This is a genomic window from Nocardioides sp. NPDC054178, from assembly GCF_055585005.1.
In genome coordinates this window covers 491,132-504,765 of record NZ_JBVJKY010000003.1, presented here as the reverse complement: position 1 = coordinate 504,765, position 13,634 = coordinate 491,132, and the positions used below count along the sequence as shown (strand labels likewise).

General features: G+C 69.7%; 15 protein-coding genes. 7 read left to right on the top strand and 8 right to left on the bottom strand.

All coding sequences use genetic code 11. The features are described 5' to 3' along the window. Positions 1-8 precede the first annotated feature (8 nt). Both ACZ6WN_RS15010 and ACZ6WN_RS15005 read right to left on the bottom strand, forming a co-directional pair. Complete coding sequence (locus ACZ6WN_RS15010; RefSeq protein WP_465865572.1) at positions 9-284, bottom strand: DUF4873 domain-containing protein; 276 nt, start codon at positions 282-284, stop codon at positions 9-11. Next, positions 281-961: a TetR/AcrR family transcriptional regulator gene (locus ACZ6WN_RS15005; RefSeq protein ID WP_465865571.1), complete on the bottom strand. Its 681-nt coding sequence runs from the start codon at positions 959-961 to the stop codon at positions 281-283. The genes ACZ6WN_RS15010 and ACZ6WN_RS15005 overlap by 4 nt, the downstream gene beginning before the upstream one ends. Before the next feature lie 60 nt (positions 962-1,021). Between ACZ6WN_RS15005 and ACZ6WN_RS15000 the strand changes: the two genes are divergently transcribed. Then, positions 1,022-1,909 carry an AurF N-oxygenase family protein gene (locus ACZ6WN_RS15000; protein ID WP_465865569.1) on the top strand — a complete coding sequence of 296 codons (888 nt, stop codon included), beginning with the start codon at positions 1,022-1,024 and terminating at the stop codon, positions 1,907-1,909. 9 nt (positions 1,910-1,918) lie between these two features. On the opposite strand, the gene ACZ6WN_RS14995 is transcribed toward ACZ6WN_RS15000, so the two are convergent. Next, on the bottom strand, positions 1,919-2,497 hold the full coding sequence (locus ACZ6WN_RS14995; protein ID WP_465865568.1) for a TetR/AcrR family transcriptional regulator: 579 nt from the start codon (positions 2,495-2,497) through the stop codon (positions 1,919-1,921). A gap of 91 nt (positions 2,498-2,588) precedes the next feature. Here ACZ6WN_RS14995 and ACZ6WN_RS14990 point away from each other — a divergent pair, with 91 nt between their 5' ends. Together ACZ6WN_RS14990 and ACZ6WN_RS14985 are read left to right on the top strand one after the other, a co-directional pair. Further along, positions 2,589-3,035: an anthrone oxygenase family protein gene (locus ACZ6WN_RS14990; RefSeq protein ID WP_465865566.1), complete on the top strand. Its 447-nt coding sequence runs from the start codon at positions 2,589-2,591 to the stop codon at positions 3,033-3,035. Positions 3,036-3,067: 32 nt separating this feature from the next. Further along, positions 3,068-3,496, top strand: a complete 429-nt coding sequence (locus tag ACZ6WN_RS14985; RefSeq protein ID WP_465865565.1) for a DUF4267 domain-containing protein — start codon at positions 3,068-3,070, stop codon at positions 3,494-3,496. A gap of 282 nt (positions 3,497-3,778) precedes the next feature. Here ACZ6WN_RS14985 and ACZ6WN_RS14980 read toward each other — a convergent pair whose 3' ends face one another. Then, entirely contained in the window at positions 3,779-4,681 is a 903-nt protein-coding gene (locus tag ACZ6WN_RS14980; protein ID WP_465865563.1) for a hypothetical protein, read from the bottom strand. Between the two features lie 84 nt (positions 4,682-4,765). Continuing rightward, the gene (locus ACZ6WN_RS14975; protein WP_465865561.1) at positions 4,766-5,950 is read right to left on the bottom strand and encodes an acyl-CoA dehydrogenase family protein; all 1,185 of its coding nucleotides are present in this window, start codon (positions 5,948-5,950) and stop codon (positions 4,766-4,768) included. Between the two features lie 142 nt (positions 5,951-6,092). Here ACZ6WN_RS14975 and ACZ6WN_RS14970 point away from each other — a divergent pair, with 142 nt between their 5' ends. From ACZ6WN_RS14970 to ACZ6WN_RS14960, 3 genes are read left to right on the top strand one after another with little or no spacing between them, the layout of a single operon-like run. Continuing rightward, the gene (locus ACZ6WN_RS14970; RefSeq protein WP_465865560.1) at positions 6,093-6,764 is read left to right on the top strand and encodes a YceI family protein; all 672 of its coding nucleotides are present in this window, start codon (positions 6,093-6,095) and stop codon (positions 6,762-6,764) included. A gap of 21 nt (positions 6,765-6,785) precedes the next feature. Then, positions 6,786-7,307, top strand: a complete 522-nt coding sequence (locus ACZ6WN_RS14965) for a sigma-70 family RNA polymerase sigma factor (protein ID WP_465865853.1) — start codon at positions 6,786-6,788, stop codon at positions 7,305-7,307. Beyond that, positions 7,304-8,077 (top strand): anti-sigma factor family protein, encoded by a 774-nt coding sequence (locus tag ACZ6WN_RS14960; protein ID WP_465865558.1) that lies wholly within the window; start codon positions 7,304-7,306, stop codon positions 8,075-8,077. The genes ACZ6WN_RS14965 and ACZ6WN_RS14960 overlap by 4 nt, the downstream gene beginning before the upstream one ends. Before the next feature lie 3 nt (positions 8,078-8,080). On the opposite strand, the gene ACZ6WN_RS14955 is transcribed toward ACZ6WN_RS14960, so the two are convergent. The 3 genes from ACZ6WN_RS14955 to ACZ6WN_RS14945 form a co-directional block, all read right to left on the bottom strand. Further along, positions 8,081-9,694: an AMP-binding protein gene (locus ACZ6WN_RS14955; RefSeq protein ID WP_465865557.1), complete on the bottom strand. Its 1,614-nt coding sequence runs from the start codon at positions 9,692-9,694 to the stop codon at positions 8,081-8,083. Between the two features lie 51 nt (positions 9,695-9,745). Continuing rightward, positions 9,746-11,329: a GMC family oxidoreductase gene (locus ACZ6WN_RS14950; RefSeq protein WP_465865555.1), complete on the bottom strand. Its 1,584-nt coding sequence runs from the start codon at positions 11,327-11,329 to the stop codon at positions 9,746-9,748. A gap of 107 nt (positions 11,330-11,436) precedes the next feature. After that, the gene (locus ACZ6WN_RS14945; protein ID WP_465865554.1) at positions 11,437-12,399 is read right to left on the bottom strand and encodes a tyrosine-type recombinase/integrase; all 963 of its coding nucleotides are present in this window, start codon (positions 12,397-12,399) and stop codon (positions 11,437-11,439) included. A 100-nt stretch (positions 12,400-12,499) separates the two neighbouring features. Between ACZ6WN_RS14945 and ACZ6WN_RS14940 the strand changes: the two genes are divergently transcribed. Next, complete coding sequence (locus tag ACZ6WN_RS14940; protein WP_465865552.1) at positions 12,500-13,591, top strand: hypothetical protein; 1,092 nt, start codon at positions 12,500-12,502, stop codon at positions 13,589-13,591. The last annotated feature ends 43 nt before the right edge of the window (positions 13,592-13,634 follow it).

The following is a 13,634-nucleotide window of genomic DNA, read 5'->3' as shown; positions in this document are numbered from 1 at the left end:
GCACGGCGTCAGAACGGAGGCTTCCCGGTCCCGGAGACCCGGAACCGTCCCCAGGGATCGATGTCGGAGAGCCGCCCCTCGGCCTCGCCGTGGTCGGTGCGGACGGTGACGGTCTGCCCGTTGCGTACGCCGTCGAGGGCCGTGGCGACCCGGCCGTACCAGTGGAAGTGGCCGTCGATCGGCTGGAAGACGCCGCGCAGCGCGACGTCGGCCTCCCAGGTGCCGTGCTCGGACTCCAGGCGCGCGGGCCCGTCGTAGAGGTGCTGGGGCTCGTGCTCGCTCATCGGGGGCTCTTTCGCAGCGGGGTGACGATCTCGGGGCGGTCCAGGGCGTTCAGGTCGACGCCGTACTCGGCGGTGGTGCCCGCCAGCGCGTTCCAGACGAACTCGCTGAGATAGCGGGTGAACGCGGCGCGGGACATGGTGCGCCGGTCGAGCCACCACTGGCCCGCCGACTCCCCGATCCCGACCAGGCTGTGGGCCCACGGCTCGGCGCCGGCGGCATCGACGCCGAGGCGGCCGAAGGTGTCGCCGAGCAGGCGCGCGAAGGTCGCCGCGATGAGCTGCTTGCCGTCCGCGAGCGGGTCGGTGCCGCCGGTGTGCTGGCGCACCAGGAGCAGATAGACATTGGGGTGGCCGGCGATGGTCTCGGCGTACGCCGCGACCCCGGCCTCGACACGCTCGCGGGTCGGCGCCGGGGCGAGCACGGCGTCGACCACCGCGTCGAGGATCTGCCGCGCGGCCCACATCCCCACCGCGGCGTGCAGCTCGGCCTTGTCGGCGAAGTAGCGGTAGAGCACGGGCTTGCTGACCCCGGCCTCCGCGGCGATGTCGGCGATCGAGACCTCGGCGCCGACCGAGTCGACGGCGCGTACGGCAGCCGCGACCAGCTCTGCCCGCCTCGTCTCGCGGTGGGAGTCCCAGCGCGAGGAGCGACCGTCGTCCTTGACGTTCCGTGTCATGTCCTGCACTCTAGCAACTACCCGTAACTCTCGGTAACACATAGTTCAGCAGGGAGAAGAATGACCATCGCCGACCCGACCTCCGACCGGCTCCTGCGCTCCACCGCGCGTCAGTCCTACGACCCGGAGGTCGACCTCGACTGGGACGCCGCGCCCGTCGAGGGGCTGTGGTGGATGCAGCCCGAGCGCGTCTCCCTCTACGGCACCCCGACCTGGGACCGGCTCAGTCAGGAGCAGCAGATCGAGCTCTCCCGGCACGAGGTGGCCAGCATCATGAGCGTCGGGCTGTGGTTCGAGGTGCTGCTGATGCAGCTGCTGCTCCGCGAGGTCTACGGGGCCGACCCGCGCACCGCGCGGACCCAGTACGCACTGACCGAGATCGGCGACGAGACCCGGCACTCGGTGATGTTCGGCCGGGCGATCGCGGCGATGGGTGCACCGGCGTACGGCCCCCGGCCCGCCGTCCTTCGCGTCGGCAAGTTCGCTCCCCTGCTGCACGGACCCAGCGTCTTCTCCGCGACCCTGGTGGGCGAGGAGCCGCTCGACCGGTGGCAGCGCGAGCTGATGAAGGACGAGCGCTGCCAGCCGCTGACCCGGATGGCCTCCCGCATCCACGTCACCGAGGAGGCTCGCCACGTCACCTTCGCCCGCGAGGAGCTCGCCGCGGCGATGTCGCAGAAGATCGGGCGTACGCAGCTCCGGCTCCACCAGAACCTCACCGCCCGCTCGGCCTATGTGATGGCCCGCTCGCTGGTCCACCCGGACTGTTACGCGGCCGTCGGCCTCGACCCGATGGCCGCCCGTCGCGAGGCGCTCGGCAACGAGCACTACCGCGCCACTCTGGCCTGGATGGGCGAGAAGATGATGCCGTACCTCACCGAGCACGGGCTGGTCTCCGACAAGGACCGCAAGCTCTGGCGGGCCTCGTTCCTGGTGCCGCGCGACTGAGGGGACCCCTCAGAGCACGGCGAGGCGGTCGACCAGCAGCTCCAGCCTCTTCTCCGCGTCCTCAGGCAGCAGTCGCCTCGACCGGCCCAGGGTGGCGATCCCGTGCAGGGACGCCCAGAACACCTCGGTGAACACCTCCGGGCCGACGCCGTCGCCGGCGACCTCGCTCAGGGTCTCCATCAGTGCCGCGAAGGCGTCCTTCAGCTGCTCGGGGGTGTCCTCCTGTGCGTACGCCAGGCCGCCGTCGAGCTGGAACAGCGCGTCGTAGACCGCCGGGTTGCGGTCGGCGAAGTCGAGATAGGCATGCGCGAGTGCGGCGACGCGCTCGCGCGGTCCGGAGGCGGCCGAGGTGGCCGCCCGCATCGCCGCGGCCATCTCGGCGGCGCCCTCGAGCGCCACGGCGCCGATGATCTCGCGCTTGCCGCGGAAATGGCTGTAGAGGACGGGCTGGCTGTATTCGATCCGCTCGGCGAGCCGGCGCGTGGTCACCGCGTCCCAGCCCTGCTGCTCGGCGAGCTCACGGGCGGTCGCCACGATCAGGCGCTCTCGGTCTGCTCGCTCGCGCTGCTTGCGCTCCTGTACCGACATGACCCGAATGCTAGCACTGCTAGACATTCGAGCAATAGCACTGCTAGCGTTGAACCTCGTCCTAGCAATGCTAGATATCTGAAGGATCAGCATGTTCAGCACACTCGAGGTAGTCACCACCGTGGTCGTCGGCCTGATGGTGGGGGTCGAGTTCTCGGTCGCCTTCATCATGAGCCGGATCCTCAACGCGCTCCCCGAGGACGCCGGCCAGCTCGGCCATGCTCACGGGGGCCGGATGCTCGGCGCCGTGATGCCGGTCTGGTACATCGGCTCGCTCGCCCTCGTGGGCATCTGGGCCGTCGCCGGGTGGCAGCACCGCGGCACCGCGCTCGTCGTCACCGCCGGCGCGCTGCTGGCCCTCAGCGTGGTCATGTCGGTGCTGCTGCTCGTTCCGATCAACAACCGGAACAAGCAGTGGACCCCCGAGAACCGGCCCGAGGACTGGAGGTCCCAGCTGAACCGCTGGGAACGCTGGCACTACCTCCGCGTCGCCGTCATCGTCGCCGCCTTCGCGCTCCTGGTCACCGCCCTCACCTGAGCACCCTTCCGAACTCCACAAGGAGAAGCACCATGTCACTGAAGACCGTCAACACCATCCTCGCCACCGCCGTCACCCTGTTCGCCTTCTACCTCGGGTTCTCCTTCATCCTGAGTCCCGAGACGACCGCTCCCGGCGTCGGTCTGCCCACCTGGCCCGAGGGCGACGGCGGCGGGTTCCTCGTCATGAAGGGCATCCGGGAGCTCTCGATGGGCCTGATGACCGGGATCCTGCTGGTGACCGGCCACCGCCGCGCCCTGGGCCTGGTCCTGCTGATGGAGGCCGTCGCCCCGTTCGGCGACATGATCAACGTGCTGACCCACCACGGCACCGTCGCCGCCGCTCTCGGCATCCACGGCTTCACCGCGGTGGTGATCGCGATCAGCGGCCTGCTGATCCTCTGGGAGAACCGCAAGGCCGCTGACGTCTCTGTTCCAGTCTCCGACAGGCTGGCTGTCTGACACACGGTGCGTCGATCGACTTGGCACGGCAGTGGGCGTCTGATGCGGGTCGGTCGGCGTTGAGACTCCAGATCCGCGATCGCGTATCGATTCATCTCCGGTGGACGATATGGAGGGTCGGTCAGATCGAGTCTGTTGCTGGTGAACGAAGATTTGTTCACCAGCAACAGGCCTACCTATGCACGAGGGGGCAAGTCCCCGGCCGCTGCCTCAATAGGGCGTGACCCACTGACGAAGCCAGCGCGCCGGCGGCGAGACCTGGGACTATGCAGATGGCGCTCGTCACAACGCCCTCGAGCCCGGAAGACGCGCTACGGACATCGCATGGTCGGAAGACTGCGCGCCAACTGCCGCCCACTCTTCGATGGGCACACCGGACCATCCCGGAGTCTCCCGCCGCACATCGACGAGGCCAACACAAAAGGACAGAATTCGGACGGGGTTCGCAATTACCTCAACCGCAGCCAAGATCAACATCATCCCCAGTCCGACCACAACTGAGCCCAAGACCGATGCCGGACGGGGAAGCCAGTCATCGACGACCTCTTCGAGCACCTCGTCATACGGGCGCTCGTAATCCACGTGTTCAGTGATAACGAAGGCAATGGCGACCAACAGAGCTAGAACCAAAACCAGTACGAGCGGTCGCCACGTCAAGCCGACGAGAGTCACCGCCGCATGCTGAAGCCGAGTAAGCATGCCGTAAATCGAGGTGGGATGGGCCTCAAGGCTCACCAGGGTGATCAGCCAGAACGTAACGACGGCCGGACGATAACGCTGTGTGACAAGCTCGATGCAGTAGTCGACGCCATTCCAGCCCCTAGCGAAGGCAGCACAGATCGGCAGGGCGGTCAGGACAAGAATGGAGACGAGTGCAAGATTGTTGGGGTGAACAAGAATGATCAACTGTCGCCCCTCGTCTACCTGTGACCCGAGCCCCGTAATCCACGGAGTTCTAGCGAGTGCCGTCGTCGGTCGTTCGGTGAACCAGACAGCGGCGATACATAACGTCGATATGGGCCAGCCGAGCCACGAATACAGGGACCCTAATATCTGTACCGGGTCTTTGAGGAATTCCACAAGCGAGGCAATCATCGATGATCCAGGCATCTCAACACTCCGGTCGATAGTGATTCCTGACCAATCGAGGGTGACGGACAGATCGCCCGATGTGGCGGCCGACACGCAGGGATCACTCGAACGCGTGTTCGCTCGTAGCGAACATCATTCACAGTCCAAGCATCTTGTGGTTGGATCCCTCTCGCGCCGTCAGCGGAAGGCGGACTCCCCGGTGAGCGCCTGCCCGATGATGAGCTGGTGGACCTCGCTGGTGCCCTCGTACGTCAGCACCGACTCGAGGTTGTTGGCGTGGCGCAGGATCGGGTATTCGAGCGTGACACCGGCGGCGGCGAGGATGGTGCGGCACTCGCGGGCGATGGCGATGGCCTCGCGGACGTTGTTGAGCTTGCCGAGCGAGACCTGCTCGGAGCGCAGCGTGCCCTCGTCCTTGAGCCGGCCCAGATGCAGCGCCAGCAACATCGCCTTGCCGAGCTCGAGGGTCATGTCGGCCAGCTTCGTCTGGGTGATCTGGTAGCCGGCCAGGGGCTTGTCGTAGATCTCGCGGGAGGCGGCGTACGCGATGGCGGACTCGAGGCAGTCACGGGCCGCGCCGACGGCGCCGAAGACGATGCCGAACCGGGCCTCGTTGAGACAGGACAGCGGCCCCTTCAAGCCCCTGACCTCGGGGAACGCGGCAGATTCGGGGAGGCGTACGTCGTCGAGGACGATCTCGCCGGTGACCGAGGCCCGCAGCGAGAGCTTCTGCTTGATCACCGGTGCGGAGAAGCCCGGGGTGTCGGTCGGGACGACGAACCCGCGGATCCCCTTGCCGTTCTCGCCCTCGTCGGTCTGGGCCCAGACGACCGCGACGTCGGCGACCGGGGCGTTGGTGATCCACATCTTGGTGCCGGACAGGATCCAGTCGCCCGAGGCGTCACGGCGCGCCCGCGTGCGCATCCCGGCGGGGTTCGAGCCGAAGTCGGGCTCGGTGAGACCGAAGCACCCGATCGCCTCGCCCGCGGCCATCCGCGGCAGCCACTCCTGCTTCTGCTCCTCGCTGCCCCACTTCCAGATCGCGAACATCGCCAGCGACCCCTGCACCGAGACCAGGGAGCGGATCCCGGAGTCGGCGGCCTCGAGCTCGAGGCAGGCCAGGCCATACGCCGTGGCGCTGGTGCCCGCGCAGCCGTAGCCCTCCAGGTGCATGCCGAGGACACCGAGCCTGCCGAGCTCGGGGGCCAGCTCCTTGACCGGGACCGAACCCGCCTCGAACCAGTCGGCGAGGTGCGGCTTGATCTCCTTCTCCGCGAAGGATCTCACCGTGTCGCGGATCGCGCGGTCCTCATCGCCGATGAGGGCCTCGGTGCCGAAGAGCTCGAGCGGGGTCTGGGGCATGGGGAGTCTCCTTGGATGTCGATCGAGGACGCCCGCCGATTGTGTCACCCGTCACGGATACTCGTTTGAACCGTTCGCGGCAGAGCTCCGTAGTAGGGGTGAAGGCCGGCATCGGGTCAGCCTCCAGGCGAGAGGAAACGGCGTGCGGACACGTACGAAAGCAGCAGTCGGAGCCGGCGCGGCAGTGGTCGTGGTCGGCGGGGTCGCGGCGATCTTCGGACCCGGCTGGTACGCGGACCGCGCCGAGGATGCGGCCGCGGACGAGCCGAGCCTGAGCGCGTCGGCGGCACCCGCGGACGGCGCCGACAGCAGCGGGACCTGGACCGTCTCGGACGGCTCCTACGCCGGCTACCGCCTCGAGGAGGTGCTCCAGGGCGAGGACGTCACCGTCACCGGCCGCACCGAGGACGTGACCGGCCAGGTCACCATCGCCGACGGCCAGGTCACCGAGGCGAACATCGAGGTGGAGGTGGCCACGATCGCCACCGACTCCGGCAACCGGGACGGCTACTTCCGCGACAACGCGGTCGAGGCCGAGAAGTTCCCGACCGCCACCTTCGAGCTGACCGAGCCCGCCACCCTCGAGGAGGGCGCCACCGAGGTCGAGCTCGTCGGTGACCTCACCGTGCACGGCGAGACCAGGTCGGTGACCGTGGACGCCGAGGTCGGCGGTGACGGCGCCAGCAGCCTGCAGGTGGTCGGGAGCGTGCCGATCACGTTCGCCGACTTCGGCGTCGAGGCGCCGAACCTCGGTTTCGTGAAGGTCGAGGACACCGGCAGCGTCGAGTTCTCGCTCGACCTGGCCAAGGGCTGATCGGGGACTCTGGTTTCCTTGGTGCGTGCGGGAGGTGACATGGGTGCGGAGGACGAGCTGCTCGTAGCGGTGCACGACGCCCACTCCGAGGCGCTCTACCGCTATGTCGTACGCCGCACCGGCGACGCCGAGGAGGCGCGCGACGTGGTGCAGGAGACGCTGCTGCGCGCGTGGCGCAACCCGGACGTGCTGCAGCGGCCCGACGAGGGCGTCCGCGCCTGGCTGTTCACCACCGCCCGCAACCTCGTCATCGACGACCTGCGCAGCGCGCGCCGGAAACGGGAGTACGCCGCCGAGTCGCCGCCCGAGCAGAGCCGGGCCGACCAGACCCAGGCGGTGCTCGACTCCTGGGTCGTCGCCGATGCGCTGCTCGCCCTCTCCCCCGATCACCGGGCGGTGGTGGTCGGGGCCTACTACGGCGGCCGCTCGGTCGCCGAGCTCGCCCACGAGCTCGACATCCCGCCCGGCACGGTCAAGTCTCGGCTGCACTACGGTCTGCGAGCGCTGCGTCTCGCCCTGCAAGAGAAGGGGGTCACCTCATGAACGACAACCTGGACGCCGCGGGGCACGAGACCTTCGCCGACTGGGACGCCTCCTACGTGCTCGGGGCGCTGAGCCCGAGCGACCGGAGGGCCTACGAGCGGCACCTGAGCGGCTGCAGCCTGTGCCGCGAGGCCGTCGCCGAGCTCGCCGGGATGCCCGGGCTCCTCGGTGCGCTCTCGCGCGGGGAGGCCGAGGAGCTGCTCGAGGAGCCTGCCGCCGAGGTCGCGACGCCGCCACTGGCCGAGCTGGCCGGGGTCGTACGCAGGTCGCGTCTGCGTCGCCGGGCGTTCGCGGTCGCGGCCGCCGTGGCCCTCCTCGCCGGCGGCACGGCCATCGACGGACTGCTGATCGGCCGCGACGGGAGTCAGGGTCCCGTCGCGGCACCCTCGGCCTCGGTGACGCCGTCGGGCTCCGCGGGCGCGAACGTCCGCACCCTCGACCTGCGGCCCGTGGGCAGCGTCGACATGTGGGCCCAGCTCGTCGTCACCCCGACCTCGTGGGGCACCAAGCTCAACTGGAGCTGTCACTACCCGCCCGAGCCCGGGAAGAGCCCGCCCGCGCCGTCCGACTATCGAGGAGAGCCGGTGACGTACGACCTGGTGCTGGTGCGCCGCGACGGCGCGCGCACCGTCGCCGGGTCCTGGACCTGGTCGGGCGGGGAGACGCTCGGCCTGGACGCCTCCTCCGCGGTGCCGATCGCCGACGTCGAGCGGATCGAGATCACCCTCGACGGCGACGACACGGCGGTCGCGGCGGCCTCGCTGACCTGACCCCTACAGCCCGAGCTCGGAGACCGTCTTCTCACGCATCTCCACCTTGCGGACCTTGCCGGTCACGGTCATCGGGAACTCCTCGACCACCAGGACGTAGCGCGGGATCTTGTAGTGGGCCAGCTTGCCGGTGGCGTACGCCTTCAGGGTCTCGGCCGTCATCCGCTCGGCGCCGGGGCGCAGCCGGACCCAGGCGCAGAGCTCCTCGCCGTACTTCTCGTCGGGGACTCCGATCACCTGGACGTCCTCGATGTCGGGGTGGGTGTAGAGGAACTCCTCGATCTCGCGGGGGTAGATGTTCTCGCCGCCGCGGATGACCATGTCCTTGATCCGGCCGACGATGCTGCAGTAGCCGTCGGGGTTCATCACGGCGAGGTCGCCGGTGTGCATCCAGCCGTCCTCGTCGATCGCCGCCCGCGTCTTCTCCTCGTCGGCCCAGTAGCCGAGCATCACCGAGTAGCCGCGGGTCTGGAACTCGCCGGCCTCGCCTCGGGGCAGCACCGCTTCCGAGACCGGGTCGACGACGCGCACCTCGACGTGCGGGTGCACCCGGCCGACGGTGGCCGTGCGGTGCTCGAGGTCGTCGTCCCGCCTGGTCTGGGTCGAGACCGGTGAGGTCTCGGTCATCCCGTAGGCGATCGAGACCTCGCTCATGTGCATCTCGTTGACGCACCGCTTCATCACTTCGACCGGGCACGGGCTGCCCGCCATGATCCCGGTGCGCAGCGTGCTCAGGTCGAACGTGGCGAAGTCGGGGTGGCTCTGCATCGCGATGAACATGGTCGGTACGCCGTAGACGGCCGTGCAGCGCTCCTCCTGGACGGCCTTCAGGGTGGCCGCCGGGTCGAAGGCCGGGCCCGGGATGACCATGGTGGCCCCATGGGTGATGCAGCCGAGGTTGCCCATCACCATCCCGAAGCAGTGGTAGAACGGCACCGGGATCGCCAGCCGGTCGTGCTCGCTGAAGCCGATCGTCTCGGTCGTGAAGTAGCCGTTGTTGAGGATGTTGCGGTGGCTCAGCGTCGCGCCCTTGGGATAGCCGGTGGTGCCCGAGGTGTACTGGATGTTGATCGGGTCCTCGGGGCTCAGCTCGTAGGTGACGTGGTCGGCCAGCCGCTCCCCGGCGCCCGACTCGAGCAGTGCGGTCCACTCCGGGTCGCCGATGAAGACGGTCTGCTCGAGGTCGGGACAGTCGCCGCGGACCGCGGCCACCATGCTCCGGTAGTCCGACGTCTTGAACGCAGGGGCGGCCACGAGCAGGCGCACGCCCGACTGGGTCAGGGCGTACGCCAGCTCGTGGGTGCGGTAGGCAGGGTTGATGTTGACCAGGATCGCGCCGATCTTCGCGGTCGTCACCTGGGTCAGCGTCCACTCCGCGCAGTTGGGCGCCCAGATCCCGACCCGGTCGCCCTTCCCGATCCCGGCCTTGCGCAGCCCGACCGCCAGCGTGTCGACGTCACGGCTCATCTCGGCGTACGTCCAGCTCCGTCTGCCGGACCCGAGGTCGACCAGCGCCTCCCGGTCGCCGAACGAGGCGACGGTGCGGTCGAAGCTGGCCCCGATCGTCTCCTCCAGCAGCGGGGTGGCGGTCTCTCCGGCAGCGTAGGAATCCGTCATGAGACCAGTGTGACCTGAGTCACGGGTGGGTTCAACGGGCCTGCTGAGGTGTCAGGCGCCGGTGATCAGCTCCGCGGCCCGCTCACCGATCATGATCGCCGGGGCGTTGGTGTGGCCGCGCACGATCCGGGGCATGACCGAGGCATCGGCGACACGGAGGCCCTCGACGCCGCGTACGCGCAGCCGCGGGTCGACGACGCTGGCCTCGTCGGTGCCCATCCGGCAGGTGCCGGTCGGGTGGTAGAGGGTGTGCGCGTGACGCGCCAGGAGCGCGTCGGCGACCTCGTCCACGGACGAACCCACCGGGACGTCGGGGCGCAGGAATCTGCCGAGGAACGGCTTCAGCGCGGGCTGCGAGGCGATCTCCAGCGCGACCCGGACACCCTCGACCATCGCGGCGCGGTCCCGGCCCTCGGGGTCGGAGAGGTAGCGGGGGTCGATGACGGCCTTGGCCGCCGGGTCCTGGGAGGCGAGCGTGACGCTGCCGCGGCTGGCCGGGTCGACGAGGATCGGACCGGCGACGACCGCCTCCCCCGCGAACGGCACCAGACCCTCGTCGAAGAACCCGACCGGGGCGAAGATCATCTCGATGTCGGGCGCCTCCAGGTCGGGGCGCGAGCGGATGAAGCCGTACGCCTCGCCGACGTTGGAGGTGAGCATCCCGCGCTTGCGCAGCAGGTAGTTGCCCAGGTTGCGGAGCGACTCCGCGGTCGCGAGCGAGCCCTGCTCGACCTCCCAGCCGATGCCGGCCACGAGGTGGTCGGTGAGGTTCTCCCCCACCTCCTGGGCATCACGGACGACGTCGATGCCGAGATCCTTGAGCTGTGCCGCCGGCCCGATCCCGGAGAGCATGAGCAGCTGCGGCGTGTTGATCGCGCCGCCGGAGAGGATCACCTCGCGCCGGGCGGTGATCCTCGTCTGGCTGCCGTCGACGACGGCTTCGACCCCGGTCGCGCGAGTGCCGTCGAAGGTCACGCGTGAGGCCAGGGCGCCGGTCACCACGTTCAGGTTGGCGCGCCTGGCGGCGGGCTTGAGGTAGGCCGCGGCGGTGCTCCACCGCATCCCCCGGCGCTGGGTGACCATCGTCTCGACGTACGCCTCGGGGTTGGGGCCGTTGGCCCGTCCGCGCCGGTAGCCGGCCTGCTCGGCGGCCTGGAGGAACGACTCGGTGTAGGGGCGGGGGCTGCGCTGCCGCTCGACACGGATCGGACCACCGGTGCCGTCGAGCGCGGTGGCGTCCTCGACGTCCTCGAGCTTCGCGTACGCCTTCTTCACCGCGTCCCAGCCCCACTCGGGTCCGGCGGCCGCGCCCCACTCCTCGTAGTCGGCCTGGAGGCCCTTGACCCACATCATCGCGTTCATCGAGGACGAGCCGCCGAGCATCCGGCCCCGCGGCCAGTAGATCCGCCGGCCGCCGAGCGCCGGCTGTGGCTCGGTGGAGTAGTCCCAGTCGTGCTCGGTCCGGAAGAGCTTCGAGAACGCCGCCGGGATGTGGATGTTCATGCTCTTGTCGCGCGGCCCGGCCTCGAGCAGCGTCACCTGGACGCTCGGGTCCTCGCTCAGTCGCGCCGCGATCACCGCCCCCGACGATCCGGCCCCCACCACCACGTAGTCGCTGGTCAGTTCCTGGCTCATACCGGATCTCCTTCGTCAGCGTTGACGGGCGTTCGAAGGCTACCGCTGCGAAGGCGGGGTTGGGGAGGGGTTGGGCGAGCGATCTCGTGCCGACGATCAGGCTGGTGTCAGTCGGCGAGGAAGGCACCCAGGGCGTAGGCCGGGTGGCGGTCGAGGTTGTGCCGGCCGCGGTCGTAGCGGCGGGTGGTGCGGGGGTCGGCATGGCCGGCGGCGTCCTGGACGTCCTCGAGAGGTACGCCGGCCTCGCGGGCCAGGGTGACGAAGGTGTGGCGCAGGCTGTGCGGGGAGAGCTTGTCGCCGTGCTCGATGCCGGCTGAGGCACCCAGCCTGCGGATCAGCCGGAAGGCCTCGGAGCGGTGCCACCGGTTGCCGGTGGCGGTGATGAAGACCGGGCCGTCGGCTCGGGCGTCGAGGTAGGCGTCGAGCGCCTGGGAGGTCGCCGGGTTGAGGACGACGTCGCGCCGGGCACCGCCCTTGCGGGTGATCGTCAGGATGCGGTGGCCGCGGGAGTGGCTGAGGTCGGTCACGTCGGCACCCAGGGCCTCCGAGATGCGCAGGCCGTCGTGGAGCAGCAGCGTCACCAGCGCGGCCGCGCGGGCGGAGTGCTCGCGCGCGGCGGCGAGGAAGGCGCGCGCCTCTCCCCTGTCCATGCCGAGGGTCTGGGAGTCGTTGCTCGTCCTGGGCCGCTTGATGTGCTCGGCCGGGGAGGCGGCCAGGACGTCCTCTGCGACGCCGTAGCGGTAGAACCCGGCGATCGCGGAGAGTCGACGGGCGATCGTCGCCGGGCTGCGCCGGGACTCCAGATGACGGGCGTAGCCGTCGACCATCGCCCGGTTGGCGGCGAGCGGGTCGATCTCCAGCGCGGCGCACCAGCCGAACCAGTCGGCGAGGTCTCGACCGTACGCCGCGCGGGTGTGCCCTGCGTACGAGAGGAGGAACCTTCTGGCGAGAGCCTGGGCACGTTTTTCGTGGGGTAGCTCCCGGAGATCCTCCAGGAACAGCTCTCTGACGGATTCCGTCACGGCCAGGTCTGTGGAGGGGGTCTGCGGACGGTTCTCGAGCGTGCTCACGGCACACATCATAATGCCGGTTATGTTGTGCGGCCCAACGGGATCTCATTCGGACAACGTTTAGTATTCGTTACGTCTTTCGTCACGATATGCTGACGTAATGACGGAAATGATGGTCGACGAGAAGCACTGCCGGTTCCCCGGCTGTCCCCTGCCCGCAGCGACGTCGGAGAGCGGCAGCGGACGGCCGCCGGAGTACTGCGACGACCCGACCCACAACCGGGCCGCGGCCTGGCGCGAGCGGAAGCGCCTGCAGCGACTCGTGGAGACGCGGGACCCCGAGGAGACCGCGCGACCGGTGCAGGCCGCCCAGCAGCGGGCCGCGGAGATCACCACCCAGCTGACCCAGCTCGCCGACCGGTTCCTCGACCAGCTCCCGAAGGCCCTCGACGAGCTACGTACGCTCGGCGACCTCACCGCCGCCGAGGCGCAGATCGCCACGGTGCAGAGCGAGGCGCAGGAGCAGATCGCCGCCGCGAGCGCTCGTGCCGTGCGCGCCGAGCAGGCGCAGCGTACGGCGGAGGCGGAGCGCGACGAGGCTGACGCCGCGGCGGCGGAGGCGCTGGAGGAGTCGGAGCGCTCGGCCGAGATCCTGCGGGAGGCGCTGGCGGCCACGACCGCGGCCGAGGAATCCCGTCAGGCCGCCCAGGCGGCGCGGGAGCGAGCCGAGTCCGACGCGGCGGCCGCGGCGAAGACCGCCTCCTCGACGATCGCCGCGCTGGAGAGGCGCGTGGAGGAGACCACCTCGGCGCGCGATGCCTTCGCGGAGAAGCTCGAGAGGCTGCAGGCCGAGCACGCCTCGGCCGTGCAGCGGAGGCGGAGCGAGACCGCACGTGCCGACCATGCCGAGAAGGCGATGGCCCGCTTGCAGGAGCAGCTGATCGCAGCCGAGAAAGCTGCCGAGAAGGCGGCGACGAGCGCGGAGGCGACGATCTCCGGCCTGCGTACGCAGCGCGACGCCGCTCGCGAGCAGATCGACGCCCTCCGGGACCAGGTGGCCGATCTGCGCGGGAGCGAGGCGGCAGCGAAGGCCGACCGCGACGCCACCCGCGCCGAGCTCGACCGCGAGCGCGCCCACGCGAGCGAGCGGCTCGAGGATCTGCGGGCCGCACACCAGGCCCAGGTGGCACAGCTCCTGGAGCAGATCGAGCGGCGTACGTCCTCACCCGATGTCCCCGACGAAGGTGCGTGACACGCGGGACCCCAGTTGGAGCTGAACCGAGGACATCCGCTAC